A 16,656-nucleotide genomic window follows, 5' to 3' on the forward strand; every position below is an offset into this window, starting at 1 on the left:
ATCCATCTAATTATATAAATGAGTAGCAGGAGGAATGGAAAATGAAACTTGAAAAAAATGCAATTAAAGCGCCGCGGGGAACTGCTTTGAATACGAAAGGCTGGGAGCAGGAAGCTGTTCTCCGAATGTTAATGAATAATTTAGATGCAGAAGTAGCGGAGCATCCAGAAAAACTGGTTGTATATGGAGGGATTGGCAAGGCGGCTAGAAACTGGGAATCCTTTGAACGAATAGTTGCGTCATTAAAAGAGTTAGAAAGCGATGAAACCTTGCTTATTCAATCAGGCAAACCAGTGGCCGTTTTTAAAACACATGAAGCAGCACCCCGTGTTTTATTGGCTAATTCTAATCTTGTGCCGGCTTGGGCAAATTGGGATACCTTCCATGAGCTTGATAAAAAAGGACTGATGATGTATGGCCAAATGACGGCAGGAAGCTGGATTTATATTGGCACACAGGGAATAGTTCAAGGAACGTATGAAACGTTTGCTGAATGCGCGAACCAGCATTTTAATGGAACGTTAAAAGGAACAATTACCGTAACAGCAGGACTTGGTGGAATGGGCGGGGCCCAGCCACTGGCTGTAACAATGGCTGGCGGTGTGTTAATTGGCATTGATGTCGATCGAAGCCGGATTGAAAAGCGAATCGAGACTCGTTATTGTGATGTACTTGCTGAAACATTAGATGAAGCAATTGCACTAGCAAAAGATGCAAAGCATGCGGGCAAACCGCTTTCAATCGGCTTGCTTGGAAATGCAGCTGAAATGCTGCCAGAAATGGTGAAGCGCGGATTTATTCCAGATATCGTTACAGACCAAACATCTGCCCATGATCCACTTAATGGCTATCTGCCAGCTCATTTTTCTTTGGAAGATGGAGAGAGGCTTCGTTCAGAAAATCCAAAAGAGTATGTAAAAAAATCAAAAGCAAGCATGGCTGTACATGTAAAAGCTATGCTGGCAATGGAGGAGCAAGGAGCTGTCGCCTTTGACTATGGCAATAACATTCGTCAAGTTGCCTTTGATGAAGGAGTAGAAAATGCTTTTCACTTTCCAGGATTCGTTCCAGCCTTTATTCGTCCCCAGTTTTGTGAAGGAAAGGGACCATTTCGCTGGGTAGCATTATCAGGCGATCCGGAAGATATTTATAAAACAGATGAAGTTATTTTACGAGAGTTTGCTGATAATGAGCATCTGTGCAATTGGATCAGAATGGCCCGAGAAAAGATAGAATTTCAAGGCCTGCCAGCGCGAATCTGCTGGTTAGGTTATGGAGAGCGGGCCAGATTTGGAAAGATCATTAATGAAATGGTGGCACGCGGGGAATTGTCTGCACCAATCGTAATAGGAAGAGATCATTTAGATGCTGGCTCTGTTGCCTCACCAAACCGGGAAACTGAAGCAATGAAGGATGGCAGTGATGCAGTGGCAGACTGGCCGATATTGAATGCATTGCTCAACACGGCAGCAGGTGCAAGCTGGGTTTCTGTTCACCATGGAGGCGGTGTGGGAATGGGATATTCCCTTCATGCTGGAATGGTTGTTGTTGCAGATGGCACAGAGCATGCTGCCAAGCGCCTTGAAAGAGTGCTGACAACAGATCCTGGAATGGGCGTTGTGCGGCATGTGGATGCAGGCTATGAAGCTGCAATTGAAACGGCAAAGCAAAAAGGTATCCATATTCCAAATCTAAAGTAAAGGTTGAGATACAAGTGACAGATCTTCTTTATATAAAAAAAGCTTCACAAGTAATTACCGTAAGCGGAAGCAGTGACAAGCCGAAATCTGGAAAAGCAATGGCTGAAATAGGCGTCATTGAAAATGGCAGTGTCGTAATAAGCGGTGACCGCATTGTATATGTCGGTACAGATCAAGCAGCAGAGGAATTTGTTAACACGCAACCTGAGACTGTAACTCTTGTAAGTGGGGAAGGCAAAGTGTTAACTCCAGGGTTGATTGACCCTCATACACATATTGTGTTTGCAGGGAGCCGGGAACAAGAATTGGAAATGCGCTTAAAAGGCGCCAAGTATATGGATATTTTAAAAGCTGGCGGAGGCATTTTAAGCACGACGAAAGCGACAAGAGCAGTTTCTGAAGAAGAACTGATCGCACAGACCGCTAAGCGATTAAATCGGTTTTTATTACATGGTGTCACAACATTGGAGGCGAAAAGCGGCTACGGCTTAACCTTAGAAGCTGAATTAAAGCAATTACGGGCAGCCCAAAAGCTAAATAACATACATCCCATTGATTTAGTTTCAACCTTTATGGGCGCACATGCTGTTCCTGCTGAATATAAAGAAAATCCTGACGATTTTGTTCAGCTGATTGTAGAGGAGATGCTCCCTGTCGTTGCTCAAGATAAACTGGCTGAGTTTTGTGATGTTTTCTGTGAGGAAGGTGTTTTCACAATTGAGCAATCAAAACGTATTCTGGAGGAAGGAAAAAAGCTGGGGTTATTACCAAAGATTCACGCAGATGAAATTGTCTCTTTTGGAGGGGCGGAACTTGCAGCAGAGTTAGGTGCTGTGTCAGCAGATCATTTGTTACGTGCTTCAGAGCAGGGGATAAAGGCAATGGCAGAAAAAGGGGTGATTGCTGTGCTGTTGCCTGGGACTGCCTTTTTCTTAATGACTGAACCAGCCAATGCCCGAGAAATGATAGATGCAGGCGTGCCAATTGCCCTTTCGACAGATCGGAATCCAGGCTCCTCTCCAACAGAATCATTGCCTTTTATTATGAATTTAGCTTGTTTAACAATGAAGATGACACCAGAAGAAGTGCTGACAGCCTGCACTATTAATGCAGCCCATGCCATTAACAGAGCTGAAGAGATCGGCAGTATTGAAGTAGGCAAAAAAGCAGATTTAGTTTTATTTGATGCTGTTAATTATCAAACACTTCAATACAATTATGCAGTTAATCTCGTAGATACAGTTATTAAAAGCGGCGAAATTGTAGTCAAAGGTGGTGCGATTTGTTGAAAGGAAAGGAACTTTCCATTCATATAGCTCGCTTAATGACAGATATTGATGAGCTCGGCCAGATTGGCATAAATGCTTTAGGTGGTCTTGACAGGACCACCTTTACTCAAAGTGAATTGGCAGCAAGAAATTGGCTGAAAGATCAACTTCATCAAGTGAATTTGATTGTTAAAACGGATCAGGCAGCTAATATTTGGGGCAAGCGTACAGGACAAGAAAAGCTTCCGAGCATTGTTTTCGGCTCACATCTTGATACTGTTCCAAATGGCGGGAAATATGATGGAGCGTTGGGTGTGCTGATTGCGCTTGAAATCATGAGAGTATTTGAAGAAAACGAAATAATGACAAGACATCCGTTACAATTAGTGTCTTTTAGTGCGGAAGAGCCGAACCCTTTTGGATTATCAACATTTGGAAGCAGAGCAGTTACTGGTAAATTAACAACAGAGGAAATTTTAAATGTAGCAGATCCAGCAGGAACTTTACTAACTGATGCCTTACAGGCAGCAGGCGGCGATCTGGATACTTTTGAGAATTGTGTGCTTCAGCCTGAGGAGTTAAGTGCCTATTTAGAAGTGCATATAGAACAAGGCAAAAGATTGCTAAATAGGTCCGTTCCCATCGGGATAGTAACGGCCATTACCGGAATTTATCGTGAGAGCATTACGGTAATTGGCGAGGCGAACCACGCGGGAACGACAATTATGGAAGATAGAAAAGATGCTTTAACTGCCGCTTCGGAGCTTATTTTATCCCTTGAGCGTGCCTGCTTAAATCATCCTTCGAATGAAGTGGTTGGCACAATCGGCAGGATGAACATACTCCCTAATGCGCCAAATATTATCCCTCACAAAGTGTGTATGACTTTAGAGATTAGAGGGAAATCATCTGTAGAAATACAAGATATATTGGCGGCATTTACGACAGAGTGCTTACGAGTGACAGAAAAGCGGTTTGTTCATATAGACAGGAAGGTCTTGCTTAATCAATCGCCTGCAAGTATGGATTCATTCATAATTGATACGATGAAAGAAATTGTGAGTAACTGGGAATATCCTTATTATCTCCTTGGCAGTATGGCGGGTCATGATGCTGCCCATATGGCGAATATCACCAAAAGCGGGATGCTGTTTGTTCCAAGTCTTGGCGGAAAGAGCCATTGTCCAGACGAGGAAAGCCGCTTGGAAGACATTGAAAAAGCAGCAAATACTTTGCTGCATACAATTCTTATGCTAGATCAAAAATTAGACACATAAAGGGGATAATAGATTGAGTGTTTTATATATGGCCGATTCTATTTATATAAATAATCAATTTCAAAAAAATCAAGCAATCTATGTTTTAGACGGAGTCATTAAAGAAATTGGTCCTAAAAATCGCTTATTAGAAAAATACAAAGGCGTTACTGTAATTGAATGGGAAGGAAAAGCAATTGTGCCTGGCACTGTGAATGCTCATAATCATTCTTTTCAAAGCTTATTAAGAGGAATTGCTGTAGATCGCCCATTTCTAGAATGGAGAGATCAAGCACTTTACCGTTATACTCCCTTACTAGATGAGGAGGCAATTTATACAGGTGCCTTATTTGCATTTGGAGAAATGCTGAAATACGGAGTTACGGCAGTAAGTGATTTCTTCTATGTTCATAATGGCGGTACTGCTACAGATGAAGCTGTCATTCAAGCTGCTAAAGATTTAGGTATTCGTCTCATTTTTGCAAGAACAATGTACGATTGGGAAGGGGCCCCAATAAGTTATCGAGAAACAGTGGGAGAGGCAGTGGACCGGACACGAAAATTAGCGATTAAGTATCAAGGTGATTCCATGGTTTCCATTCATCCTGCACCTCATAGTCCTCATGCAGCTTCTCCTGCAATGATTCAAGCAGGACATCGCCTCGCTAAGGAGCTAGGAACACCCTTTCATATTCACGTGGCAGAAGAAACATTTGAAGTCGATGAAATCCTTGGAAAATACGGCTTGCGTCCAGTTCATTATCTCCATTCACTTGGTGTGGTAGATGAAAGCATGATTGCTATTCATTTAGTGTGGTTAGAAGTTAGTGAAATAAAAATATTAGGCCAAAAAAACGCAAGGCTTGCGTATTGCCCATCCAGCAATATGTTTTTATCAGATGGAGTAACAAGAATTCCTGACTTACTGGATGCGGGAGTTCGCATTTCACTCGGATCTGATGGAGCTTGCAGCAATAACCGCATCAGTATTTTTGAAGAAATGAGAATGTGTTCTCTGCTGCAAAAAGTTACACGCCTTGATGGAACATGCATTAATGCTAAACAAGTATTCGACATGGGCACAAAAGCAGGAGCTGAGATGTTGCAGCTTCCAACTGGAGAGTTGAAAGTAGGCATGAAAGCAGACTTTGTTACATTAGATTTAAATGATTTATCTCTTTCTCCTAAATCTGAACTATTTGCCAATATAGTCTATTCCATGCAGCCAAATGCTATTTCAGATGTTATCGTCGATGGAAAGCTGATAGTAGAAAACGGTCAAATTAAGACAGTTTCAGAAGAGGAAATTGTGAAAAGAGTAGACAGCTTAATGGAAAAATGGCAAAGCATACAAGAATAATAAAAAGATGCAACCAAAAAAATGCTGGTTGCATCTTTTTGTTGAAACAATATAATTCCTAACTCCGTTATAAGTATTGGTAATAAAAATAGAGGACTTATTCAAGTTTTGTTGGAGATGGAAAGTATGAACAACCAAAACAAATCGCAGTTTGATTATTATTTATTGTTAATCATTCTGCTGTTAATGATAATCAGCACGATAAATATCCAAAGTGCTCAAAAATTTCTGCCATACACAGCAAATTTTGCTGGCCAGCAAGTATTTTGGTACATAGTTGGACTGGTTATGTCGGCTGTCATTTATTATTTTGATTTTGAACAAATAAAAAGAATGTCTTTTTATGCTTATTTATTAGGAGTATTAATGCTCGTTGCCTTATTTTTTGCTCCTCCGTCGATTGCGCCTGTTATTAAGGGAACGAAAGCCTGGTTTGTGATTGATAAGATTGGCTCCTTGCAGCCTGCCGAATTCATGAAGGTATTTTTAATTGTTTTCTTAGCAAAGGTCACCGTCGACCATAACAAGAACACCATTCATCGAACAATTGCGACTGATATAAAATTAATTGGGAAGATTTTAGGAGTTACAGCGATTCCCATCCTGTTTATCTTAAAGCAGCCAGATGCAGGAACAGCAATGGTTATTGCCACCATTATGTTTGGGATTATTTTTGTGTCAGGTGTAAATTGGAAGCTGCTTGTCATATTCTTCTCGAGCGTAATTTCCATCATTGGTGCCTGCGTTTATATCTATATATATCAACCTGATACTTTATTGTTATTTCTAGATCAATATCAAATAGAGAGAATCGATTCATGGTTAAACCCGTTTGAATACAGAGGAGGAATAGGATATCAGTTAACACAATCAATCTTGGCCATTGGCTCAGGGACAACATCAGGCAAAGGTTACTCCAATGGAGAAGTCATTATCCCCGAAGCCCACTCGGACTTTATATTTTCCGTTATTGGGGAAGAATATGGATTTTTTGGGGCAAGTGTTGTATTAGTTTTATATTTTCTGCTAATCTATCGAATTATTAGAATCTCAATAAACAACAAAGGAGAATACGAAAGCATCATTTCGGCTGGAATTATATCAATGTTAACCTTCCATATTTTTGAGAATATTGGCATGGTAACAGGACTTGTGCCGATTACCGGTATTCCTCTGCCTTTATTAAGCTATGGCGGTAGCTCCATTTTCGGAACGATACTGTCCTTAACATTAGTATTAAATATCTCTGCTAAAACGAAATACTATATGTTTGAAGGAAATAAGTATGATTAGCATTGTTATTGGCAGACTAAAAACTAACAAAGCATAACTATACGGAATTAAGGGTATACTTTATTGAGTTATCCAAAGAAGATTATTCTCTTATGTATTTTAGTTTGGTGTGGCTGGAGAAAGTTAAAGAAATTTTAAATAAGTTTATAAATAAATACCCTTGTTAAGGAATAAATAAAGTTACAGGGTTATTTGGAAATTTGCAGACTTATTTAATTTTCTTTATTGTCAGCTTAAACCTTTCACATAATACATATTAGAAAGGAGAGAAAAAAATGGAGTCAATATGGTTGGAATATGCTTGGGCATTGTTGATTTTAATTGGCTTAGAAGGGTTGTTATCTGCTGACAATGCATTGGTTCTTGCAGTAATTGCGAAGCATTTACCTGAAGATGAGAAAAAAAGGGCAATAAATTACGGTATAATTATCGCCTTTATTTTTCGATTTGCAGCACTGTTTGCGATATCATTTATTGCAAACGTCTGGCAGGTACAGGCAATCGGTGCCGTTTATCTGCTTTATTTAGGCTTAAAGCATATCTTTAAGGCATGGTTTAAGAAAGAAAAGCCGCATACGGAAGTGGAAGAAGAGGCTAAAGGAAAGGGCTTCTTACCTACTGTGGGAAAGATTGCATTAGCAGATTTAGTTTTTGCGATTGATTCCATTTTAGCGGCAGTGGCTCTTGCCCTCGGCCTTCCTGATTCACCGCTTGGTGAGTTCGGCGGTATGGATGGAGGACAGTTTCTCGTTGTTCTTCTTGGTGGGATTGCCGGCCTAGTTTTAATTAAATATGCAGCCACATGGTTTGTACAGCTGCTTGATAAGCGACCTGCATTAGAAACAACAGCATATGTAATTGTAGCTTGGGTCGGTGTCAAGCTGAGCGTAATTACCCTGGCACACGAAGATATTGGTGTACTGGACCATCATTTTCCCCATAGCACTGGCTGGACGTTAATCTTTTATGGAGTATTAGTAGCGGTAGCATTAATCGGCTGGTTTGCGCCAAACAATAAAAATAAGGCTAAGAAAGACCCTGCCTAAAAATCAAAAGCTTTATTCCCTTATCCACTTGGGAGTAGAGCTTTTTTAGTGTATTTTATAGCATTAGAAATAATAACCCGGGGCATCTTAGTAGCAGAATGGAGGACTAGTTATGAATTATCGAATGCTCTTATCTCTTTTTGTTATTTTTTTTAGTTTATCTACTGCTGCTGGAGCCGCAGGGGAAGTGCCTTTAACAGCTGCATTTGTGCGAAACAATCAGCTGTGGGTGAAGGAGGGAAGTGAAGAAAGACAGCTCACCTATTCTCAGCATGTATACAACCCTAAATGGTCCTTTGATGGCCGTTTTATTGCGTATATAGATGGGCATGAGCAAGGTGAAAAGTCTGATCTGTATATTTATGATATGGTCAAAAACGAAAGCTATCAACCATATGTGCAAGTGAGTGCAACGGATTACAAATGGTCACCAAATAATAATCAGTTAGCTTATAATGATCAAGGAATATTAAACGTCACTAAAATAAAAAACGGACGGCCTGAAATGTTTGAGAACGTTTCTTTAGGTGTCAGCGGATTTGAATGGTTTCCGAACGGCAAAGAATTTATTGTGTCTTCTCAATCCAATTTATTACCGACAGGTTGGGGCCCCATTGAATTATTTAAAGTTGCAGCTGATGCAAACTTACAACAAGAAAAGATTCATCCCTTTTTTACAATCCTGACTAATAAAGATTTATTTGCAATAACGGCAGAGGAGTTTAAGTGGAGTGATGATGGAAAGTGGCTTAGCTTTCTGGCTATTCCGACAGCATCCTGGTCCAATGACAGTAATTCATTATGTGTTATTACAGCAAAGGGAGAACGTTTTCAAGAGGTCGGCAAAATGCTGAACAATCAGGATTGGTTTAATTGGGCCCCGAATAAAAATCAGCTTGCCTATATTTCTGGCGAAGGAAGATTTCTCGTTGAAAATAAGCGGACAACCATCGCAGAAATGCCTGCTTTTATCGGACAGAAAGTTTATACACCAAAGGGGGATGTTGACTTGGATTTGTCATGGTATTCTCCTGATGTAGTGATTGTTGCTCGTTCTAAGGAAAATAAAGAATGGAAGGAAGGCCCGGTACCTACAATGTATACTAGCCTTTATTCCATTCATTTGAAGTCTAATGACCAAAAGCAATTGACAGCACCTAAAGAAAAGGAACGAGATGATACCCCTCAAGCCGTTAATGGCTATATAACTTGGGTCCGGCATATGGAAAATGAGCAAAATAATGTTTGGATTAGAGAAGGGCTTGAAGGCAAAGATAGTATATGGATTAAAAATGTTGAGTCTGAACCTGTTTTTTATATAGAGAAGCATAAATTATAGCAGCTTGTAAAAAGGCGTGAGTATGGAGAAGTCTCACGTCTTTTTATATGGCCTGCTTTTTATCATGTGTAGACGGATTAGAATCTGCGATAAACCTGTTTAATACTTTTTTCGCTGCTGGCATAAAGTATTGCAGAACAAGTCCTCCTAAACAAACCGTTAGTAACGTACCAATGCCAATTGGTCCACCTAAACTGAATGCAATAATTAAAAATACTAAATAAATAAATGTTCTCGAAAGAAAAATAGTTGTGTTAGTTAGTTCCTGAATAATTAATGTTAACCGATCGACTGGAATTGGAGCGAAGTTTGTGTGTAAATATATGGCGGTTCCAAATCCAATCACAATTAAGCCGCTAATAAAACAAATCAATTGGCTATACCAAATTTCAGGTGTTATTAAACCGTGCAATAAAAACAGCCATAAATCGATGCCAATTCCAGTTATAAAAGCTGTTACCAATCCTAAAGCTTCAGGCTGCTGTCTTTTTAACAAGGAGTTAAATAAAATCAAGATAATTGCTAAGATAAATTCCCAGCTGCCGACAGTTAGCCCTATATTTTGAGATAAGCCAACTAAAAGGGCGTCAAAAGGTGAAGTTCCAAGATTCGATTGAATCGTTAAGGAAATTCCACAGGTTAAAATAAATATCCCTATTACATAAAATACATATTTCACATGATTGCCTCCTTGAGATTTTATTGCAAATGCAACAAAAATACATTATATTTAATATAAGATATCTTTATTGCATTTGCAATAAAATTAGTGGGCTTATTATAAATAAAAGGAGCAGCATTCAAATGACATTAGAACTTAAAATATGTACAGTTAAAGATTTACAAAAGCTTCGAGAAATCAGTTATGAAACCTTTAATGAAACATTTAAAGACCAAAATTCACCTGAAAATATGAAGAACTATTTAGATAAAGCATTTACTTTAGAGCAGTTAGAGAAAGAGCTGTCCAACATTTCATCCCAATTTTTCTTTCTATATTTAGATAAGGAATTGGCTGGATATTTAAAGGTAAATACGAATGACGCACAAACTGAGGAAATGGGGACTGAGTCACTTGAAATCGAAAGGATTTATATCAAAAGCCGATTTCAAAAACACGGACTTGGGAAGGTTCTTTTCCAAAAAGCACTTGATATTGCCAGAGAAAACAATAAAAAGAAAATATGGCTTGGCGTCTGGGAAAAAAATGAAAATGCTATAGCCTTTTATAAGAAAATGGGATTTAGGCAAAAGGGAGCTCATTCCTTTTATATGGGTGATGAAGAACAGACTGACTTTATCATGTGTAAAACACTTTAATAAGGCGCAAAAGAGAAATGAACAAGAATAACGTTCATTTCTCTTTTGCTTAGTCTTTTAACGCTTCAGCACTTTTAGAAAGCAGTCTCTGTATTTTGCTCCATTCGGCAGCAATCCAACGACAAGATAAACATCATTAATTCCTTGTATAGGGTCATCTAACACCATCTTTGGTTGCATGTGTTTTTCGTCTACGAGAAGGGAAGTACGAACAGCTCTTGCTACTTGTCTTATTATATTAAAAATTATTATATGGTATGGATCTTCCTTTAAGCGGAACGATTATGTCCTGACGGTGTATTGATATGCTGTACACACTGAATTATCTTGCAGTGCAATTTTATATATAGCTGATATATCAAAAAAAGATGGTGTTCCTATTGTTAGGAACACCACCTTTTATCAGGTTGTTAAGAATTTTGTGCTTCTTCATTCGAACGCTTATTGCCTTTATAGATGAAGTATAAAGAAATAATCATAAATAGTAATGCAAAGGCCCGTTTCATATCCAATTCAATAACTAAACTATTGAACCAGCCAAAATGATCAATTATCACTCCAATTACTAGTTGACCGGCAATCCCCGCGATATTTGTTGCGATTACCCCAATTCGAGGAACGGCGATAACAGTCAGCAGCAAATAGGCTGTGCCTAAAAAGGCTGCACTTAATTGCCACTTAGGTGCTTCTAAAAGTGCAAGAATATCCCCATGTCCAAAAAAGATAATGAAAACAGTAAGAAACAAGGTTCCAGTTAGAAAAGTTAAAAAAGTAGTTTCAATTGTGCCTGCTTTGCGGCTGAATGTACCATTGATAGAAGATTGAGCGCTTAGTGTGATACCGCCGATTAATGTGAATAAAATCATAAATAACCCCAAATTGATAACCTCCTAGTTTATTAATATAAGTGCGATAATCATAGAGATTACGGCAAATATCTTTTCCTTGTTAATTTTAGTCTTTTTACTGCCAAGCCATCCGAAATGCTCAATTACCATGCTCATCACCAGTTGTCCGATGATGACTGCAACCATTGAGATTCCAACACCGACGTATGGAACACTAATAACAATAGCAGTTAAATAAACGACACCTAATCCGCCGCCAAGCAATGTCCACTTAGGTGCTTTTAATGTATAAGAAAGATCTCCTTTACCAAAGAAAATCCATAATAGCCCCATAATAATAGAGCCCATAAAGAAGTTATAAAAACTTGTTTCTATTTGTCCAATTGTTTTTCCCAGTTCAGCATAAATAGCTCCTTCAAAGCTGAGCGCTGCTCCAGCCAGAAGGGCTAACAAATAAGAAAGATAGCGCATAAAATCAGTTCTCCTTTTTTGAATAATTATATATCTAGAAATATAGATATAGAGTCTTAAAAAAACAGAAATCCATGCAAAGTTAGATTTCTGTTTGAAAATACTTTGCTAGCTGTTGAATAAACTCCTCATTTCGCCTGTAGTATGTCCATTGACCATGACGAATAGAGTCAAGCAGTCCAGCTTTTTGCATCATGTTTAAGTAGCTAGAAACGGTAGATTGAGAAACTTTAGCCTTTTCTTGAATATCCCCAACACAAACTCCGCCTTTGTAGCTTACCTCCTTAGGCAAATGAGCGCCTTGTTTTGGGAAATGCTTCTCAGGTTCCTTCAGCCACTCTAAAATATTCAATCTTGTTTCATTAGAGAGTGCTTTAAATACATGAATAGGTTCCATGGTACCGATTATATCGGTTTTTTTAGATATGTCAATTTTTACTTTTATAAGAAATGCTTAACGGCCTTTTATTGAGTAAATGAGTTAATATCTGCAATAATATACTATATACATTATAAACATAGATGTAATATTCATAAGGACAAAAGGAAAGGAGTTCCCTCATGAATATTACATCATTTATAATATACTGCTTTATCGTAACATTCACACCAGGTCCTACTAATATCGTTATTTTATCAACAGTGCACAATTTTGGTACTAGAAAGGCAATGGAATATACATATGGAGCAACGGTTGCGTTCGGCCTACTGCTTGTTGTATCTGCTTTTCTGAACTCTGTGCTTTATACAATCATACCCAAGCTTTTAATGGTGATGCAGATTATCGGCAGCTTATACATGATTTATCTGGCAGTGCAAATATATAAAAGTGATTCAGCAAAAGGCAATTTAATAAATAATACAGGCACGTTTTTATCTGGATTTATCATGCAATTTGTAAATCCTAAAGTAATTCTGTTTACGATGACCATTATTCCAAGCTATATCATGCCGTATTTCCAGTCAGCATCAGCATTGATGACAAGTATAGCCGGTATTACTTTCATCGGTTTTTTAGCCTTTATTACTTGGGTGCTTTTCGGCGCAATATTTAAAGCCTTTTTGCAAAAACATAAAAAGGCAGTCAATCTTCTAATGGCTTTATTTCTAGTATACGCCGCTGGAATGATGTGGTTTTAGCAGAGAAAAAAGGGGTGGTTGCAGTGGAGAAATTTATTTATAAAAAATCAGCTGGCATAACTGCCTTAGCAGCCAGTATGTATGAGTTTACCTATAAAAAGCATGCTCATAAAGAGTATGCAATAGGGGTCACATTACGCGGCATTCAACGATATCATTTAGATGGCAGTTTGCAGTTGTCCCATAAAGGCGGCGTCATGTTTTTTAATCCAGAACAAGCTCATGACGGGATGGCACATGATGATGCAGGCCTTGATTATGTGATGCTTTATATCGATCCACAACTGTTCTTAGAGGTATCGGAGAAAAAGGAAATAATCAAGTTTTCAACACCTATTGTATACGATAAAATCCTTCAGCAAAAAGTTATAAGACTAGCTAATGCTATTCTTAATAAAAAAGGGGAAGCTGTCTGCAGTGAGTTGCTGCTGTCGCTAACAGACAGTCTTGTTCAAACAAACCTCTCTCAAGAATATAAAAAAGATAATGTTCTGATAAGAAAAGCAAAGGAGATGCTTCGTGATAACTTACTGGCCGTTCCTAAGCTTGACGATATAAGCGGTGAGCTTGATTTATCAAAATATCAATTTATCCGAATATTCAATGCTCATACAGGAATCTCCCCATATCAATACTTTCTAAACAGCAAGCTAGAACAAGCAAAGCAGTTAATAGAAAGAAAGAGAGATATCTATGCTGCTGTAGCAGAATGCGGTTTTGTAGATTTACCTCATTTAAATAAACATTTTAAAAGTGTCTATGGAACGACAGCATATGAATATTTGTCTAATTTAAATTGACTGCTAGACTTTGTCTAACAGTTTTTTTATGCATGAGGAGGATGAAACTTATCTGATGAATAAACGTATGTAACATTACCGGATTATGAAGAAATGGATAGGAGGGCTTTTTTGAAAAATAATGATGAAGAGAAAAGTAAAATTGAAACAGACGACAGTTGGAATCGAGCGCTGTATGGCAGTCCTACCATCGGTGGCTTTATTGTTATCGGAATCATCATTATCATCATTGGATACAAAATTTTATTTTAGCAAGGCAATAACCTTAATAGGAGTTAAAAATGAATCTTAAAAAAAGCCAAGAATATGTTTCGTTAGAAATTAGAGATTGGAACAATACAAATTTTGCAGCAACTTTATACGAGATTTGTGATTCTCACAGAACTTATTCTAATGATCAGATTGAAGTCCACCAAGTAGTTAAGCTAGGCAAAATTAATAAAGAGTGGAGATTTGTGATTATCTTAAATATCACACAGGATTTAGATAATTTAGGTACTTTAATAGAAGGACTGGGTTGATATACACATGCAATAAATTCACTTGAACTAATTTATATAACGTTCAGGTGTTTTTTTTAGTCTTTTTACTTGACTTAGAGTTAACTAGAAGGCGTATTCTAGTAATGTTAAAAAAAATGAAACTACTAGGAGGCTAAGAAACATGACAACAGCTAAAGCGCGAGCAGTTGATGGTCCAGACAAACCGTTCAGAGCGGCAGAAATTAAGAGACGGGACCTTGATTTACATGATGTTTTAATTGAAATTAAATATGCAGGTATATGTCACTCTGACATTCATACTGCCCACGGCGAATGGGGTCCTGTAAATTACCCTCTTGTTCCAGGTCATGAGATTGCTGGTATTGTTACGGAAATCGGAGCGGAAGTAACAAAATATAAAGTAGGTGACCGCGTTGGAGTCGGGTGTATGGTTGATTCTTGCGGCGAGTGTGAAAACTGCCAAAAAGGAGAGGAACAATACTGCCTGAAAGGAAATATCCCTACTTATGCTGGTGTAGATAAATATGGCGAGCCTACACAAGGTGGCTATTCTACACATATCGTTGTAATAGAAGATTTTGTTGTCCGAATTCCTGATAATATTGAATTAGATGTGGCAGCACCGCTGCTATGTGCAGGAATTACAACTTATTCACCACTGAATCGCTGGAATGCTGGACCAGGTAAAAAAGTAGCCGTTGTTGGGTTAGGCGGACTTGGTCATATGGCTGTGAAAATTGCCCATGCGATGGGTGCTGAGGTTACTGTTTTATCTCAAACATTGAACAAAAAAGAAGACGGCTTACAATTTGGGGCAGCTGATTATTATGCTACTAGCGATCCAGCTACATTTGAGAAGCTTGCTGGAAAATTTGACCTTATTATCAATACAGTAAGTGCAAAGCTTGACCTTGATGCGTATTTCTCTTTGTTAACCCTTGATGGTACAATGGTGAATGTTGGCGCACCTGGCGAGCCTTTGTCACTAAATGTGATGTCTTTAATCGGCCATCGCCGTTCATTTGCTGGTTCTATGATTGGCGGTATCCGAGAAACACAAGAAATGCTCGACTTCTGTGCGGAGCATAATATTGTTCCTAATATTGAAATTATCTCTGCAGATGAAATTGACGAAGCATATCAACGTGTTTTAGCTTCTGATGTAAAATATCGATTCGTTATTGATACAAGCACCATGTGATTTTTTGAGTGAAGGATGTCCCAAAGGGGCATCCTTTTTAGCTGTTTACAAATTTTATCAGAAAGCTTTAAAATTTCGCTTGGATAGCTTTAATAAAGACATTAGCAGCTTCAGAAAAAACTTGATGCTTGCGCCACACAATATTTAAACCAGATTCAAGGTTAGGCTCTAGCGGTCTAAAGCATAAATTGCTATCACTCGATGTATTCACTATTTTATCAATAGTAACCGCATAACCAATCCCTTCATCCACCATAATGGCGGCATTATAGGCAAGATTATATGTTGTGACAATATTTAATTTATCAAAATCTTCACCGAACCAGTCTGCAAATTTATTTGTCGAGTATGTCTGTTTGATAGCCTGTCGTGAACATATTAAAGGCAGCTCCAAAAGTTCAGCTGCTCGTATTGCCGGTTTATCAGCGAGAGGACTGTCTTTGCGCATAACAACACCCCAAACGTCCTTAGCTGGGATATTCATATAGTTGTATTTGGATATATCTGCAGGTTCAATTAGGATGCCAAAATCGAGCAGCCCTTTGTCAAGCCGATCTGTAACATCGTCCTCGTTTCCGCTGTAAAGATGATAGCGTATATTAGGATACTTTAACTTTACGTCGTTAATTACACGGGCAATCCATCTCATCGCATCCGTTTCACCGCCGCCGATATAAACATCTCCGCTAATAGTTTCCTCCATTGAATGAAATTCCGATTCCAATTTATCGACCATGTTAACAATTTCTGCTGCTCTGTTTCGCAGCAAAATGCCTTCTTCTGTAAGAATGATACTGTGACTGCTGCGAATAAACAATTTTTTTCCTAATTCCTTTTCCAAATCTTTCATTTGTCTTGATAAAGTCGGCTGTGTAACATGCAGCAGGTCTGAAGCAGCTGTGATATTACCAACCCTGGCAATTGCGAGGAAGTAGCGTAACACCCTTATTTCCATCTGTATTCCCCCTTCATTATGTTTAAGTATACATGTATCCAGAAATGCTTAACAGGCATTTCTAGATATGAGATATAAGTATTGGTTATATGTGAAAATCGAAGCTAAAATAAAAGCAAATGATTAAATCACATATGAAGGGAACATAAAAAAATG

The 16,656-nt window shown here is 38.4% G+C and carries 19 protein-coding genes; 13 read left to right on the forward strand and 6 right to left on the reverse strand.

Features of this window, described 5'->3' with window-relative positions; translation table 11 throughout:
* Nucleotides 1–41 precede the first annotated feature (41 nt).
* The 7 genes from hutU to ACLIJJ_RS15915 all read left to right on the forward strand — a co-directional run bounded on the left by hutU (nucleotide 42) and on the right by ACLIJJ_RS15915 (nucleotide 9,262).
* Nucleotides 42–1,700 carry a urocanate hydratase gene (gene hutU / locus ACLIJJ_RS15885; protein ID WP_251647896.1) on the forward strand — a complete coding sequence of 553 codons (1,659 nt, stop codon included), beginning with the start codon at nucleotides 42–44 and terminating at the stop codon, nucleotides 1,698–1,700.
* Between the two features lie 14 nt (nucleotides 1,701–1,714).
* Nucleotides 1,715–2,989, forward strand: a complete 1,275-nt coding sequence (gene hutI / locus ACLIJJ_RS15890) for an imidazolonepropionase (RefSeq protein ID WP_411411266.1) — start codon at nucleotides 1,715–1,717, stop codon at nucleotides 2,987–2,989.
* Entirely contained in the window at nucleotides 2,983–4,245 is a 1,263-nt protein-coding gene (locus ACLIJJ_RS15895) for a Zn-dependent hydrolase (protein ID WP_411411267.1), read from the forward strand. The genes hutI and ACLIJJ_RS15895 overlap by 7 nt, the downstream gene beginning before the upstream one ends.
* Before the next feature lie 13 nt (nucleotides 4,246–4,258).
* The gene (locus tag ACLIJJ_RS15900) at nucleotides 4,259–5,584 is read left to right on the forward strand and encodes an amidohydrolase family protein (protein ID WP_411411268.1); all 1,326 of its coding nucleotides are present in this window, start codon (nucleotides 4,259–4,261) and stop codon (nucleotides 5,582–5,584) included.
* A gap of 126 nt (nucleotides 5,585–5,710) precedes the next feature.
* Nucleotides 5,711–6,877 (forward strand): FtsW/RodA/SpoVE family cell cycle protein, encoded by a 1,167-nt coding sequence (locus ACLIJJ_RS15905; RefSeq protein ID WP_411411269.1) that lies wholly within the window; start codon nucleotides 5,711–5,713, stop codon nucleotides 6,875–6,877.
* A gap of 275 nt (nucleotides 6,878–7,152) precedes the next feature.
* Nucleotides 7,153–7,923, forward strand: coding sequence for a TerC family protein (locus ACLIJJ_RS15910; protein WP_233315491.1), 771 nt, complete (start codon nucleotides 7,153–7,155; stop codon nucleotides 7,921–7,923).
* Nucleotides 7,924–8,035: 112 nt separating this feature from the next.
* A complete protein-coding gene (locus tag ACLIJJ_RS15915; RefSeq protein WP_411411270.1) occupies nucleotides 8,036–9,262 on the forward strand; it encodes a TolB family protein in 1,227 nt (408 codons plus the stop codon).
* A gap of 43 nt (nucleotides 9,263–9,305) precedes the next feature.
* Here ACLIJJ_RS15915 and ACLIJJ_RS15920 read toward each other — a convergent pair whose 3' ends face one another.
* Complete coding sequence (locus tag ACLIJJ_RS15920) at nucleotides 9,306–9,941, reverse strand: YczE/YyaS/YitT family protein (protein ID WP_251647906.1); 636 nt, start codon at nucleotides 9,939–9,941, stop codon at nucleotides 9,306–9,308.
* 125 nt (nucleotides 9,942–10,066) lie between these two features.
* Here ACLIJJ_RS15920 and paiA point away from each other — a divergent pair, with 125 nt between their 5' ends.
* Complete coding sequence (gene paiA, locus ACLIJJ_RS15925; RefSeq protein WP_341080575.1) at nucleotides 10,067–10,582, forward strand: spermidine/spermine N(1)-acetyltransferase; 516 nt, start codon at nucleotides 10,067–10,069, stop codon at nucleotides 10,580–10,582.
* A 57-nt stretch (nucleotides 10,583–10,639) separates the two neighbouring features.
* On the opposite strand, the gene ACLIJJ_RS15930 is transcribed toward paiA, so the two are convergent.
* The 4 genes from ACLIJJ_RS15930 to ACLIJJ_RS15945 all read right to left on the reverse strand — a co-directional run bounded on the left by ACLIJJ_RS15930 (nucleotide 10,640) and on the right by ACLIJJ_RS15945 (nucleotide 12,298).
* On the reverse strand, nucleotides 10,640–10,762 hold the full coding sequence (locus tag ACLIJJ_RS15930; RefSeq protein ID WP_267913362.1) for a hypothetical protein: 123 nt from the start codon (nucleotides 10,760–10,762) through the stop codon (nucleotides 10,640–10,642).
* Between the two features lie 230 nt (nucleotides 10,763–10,992).
* Nucleotides 10,993–11,460: a DMT family transporter gene (locus ACLIJJ_RS15935; protein ID WP_233315487.1), complete on the reverse strand. Its 468-nt coding sequence runs from the start codon at nucleotides 11,458–11,460 to the stop codon at nucleotides 10,993–10,995.
* Between the two features lie 12 nt (nucleotides 11,461–11,472).
* Nucleotides 11,473–11,901 (reverse strand): DMT family transporter, encoded by a 429-nt coding sequence (locus ACLIJJ_RS15940; protein ID WP_233315486.1) that lies wholly within the window; start codon nucleotides 11,899–11,901, stop codon nucleotides 11,473–11,475.
* An 82-nt stretch (nucleotides 11,902–11,983) separates the two neighbouring features.
* Nucleotides 11,984–12,298, reverse strand: coding sequence for an ArsR/SmtB family transcription factor (locus tag ACLIJJ_RS15945; protein ID WP_233315485.1), 315 nt, complete (start codon nucleotides 12,296–12,298; stop codon nucleotides 11,984–11,986).
* Between the two features lie 164 nt (nucleotides 12,299–12,462).
* On the opposite strand from ACLIJJ_RS15945, the gene ACLIJJ_RS15950 reads away from it, so the two are divergent.
* From ACLIJJ_RS15950 to ACLIJJ_RS15970, 5 genes are all read left to right on the forward strand, one after another.
* Nucleotides 12,463–13,041, forward strand: coding sequence for a LysE family translocator (locus ACLIJJ_RS15950; protein WP_233315484.1), 579 nt, complete (start codon nucleotides 12,463–12,465; stop codon nucleotides 13,039–13,041).
* Between the two features lie 23 nt (nucleotides 13,042–13,064).
* Nucleotides 13,065–13,841, forward strand: a complete 777-nt coding sequence (locus tag ACLIJJ_RS15955; RefSeq protein WP_411411271.1) for an AraC family transcriptional regulator — start codon at nucleotides 13,065–13,067, stop codon at nucleotides 13,839–13,841.
* Between the two features lie 111 nt (nucleotides 13,842–13,952).
* Entirely contained in the window at nucleotides 13,953–14,093 is a 141-nt protein-coding gene (locus tag ACLIJJ_RS15960) for a hypothetical protein (protein ID WP_233315482.1), read from the forward strand.
* A gap of 29 nt (nucleotides 14,094–14,122) precedes the next feature.
* Nucleotides 14,123–14,362 carry a hypothetical protein gene (locus ACLIJJ_RS15965; protein ID WP_233315481.1) on the forward strand — a complete coding sequence of 80 codons (240 nt, stop codon included), beginning with the start codon at nucleotides 14,123–14,125 and terminating at the stop codon, nucleotides 14,360–14,362.
* 142 nt (nucleotides 14,363–14,504) lie between these two features.
* Entirely contained in the window at nucleotides 14,505–15,545 is a 1,041-nt protein-coding gene (locus tag ACLIJJ_RS15970; RefSeq protein ID WP_233315480.1) for an NAD(P)-dependent alcohol dehydrogenase, read from the forward strand.
* Nucleotides 15,546–15,612: 67 nt separating this feature from the next.
* On the opposite strand, the gene ACLIJJ_RS15975 is transcribed toward ACLIJJ_RS15970, so the two are convergent.
* On the reverse strand, nucleotides 15,613–16,500 hold the full coding sequence (locus ACLIJJ_RS15975; RefSeq protein ID WP_411411272.1) for a LysR family transcriptional regulator: 888 nt from the start codon (nucleotides 16,498–16,500) through the stop codon (nucleotides 15,613–15,615).
* Between the last annotated feature and the right edge of the window lie 156 nt (nucleotides 16,501–16,656).

Origin of the sequence: Niallia laureatilytica, assembly GCF_046613985.1 — a bacterium.
GTDB lineage: Bacteria > Bacillota > Bacilli > Bacillales > Cytobacillaceae > Niallia.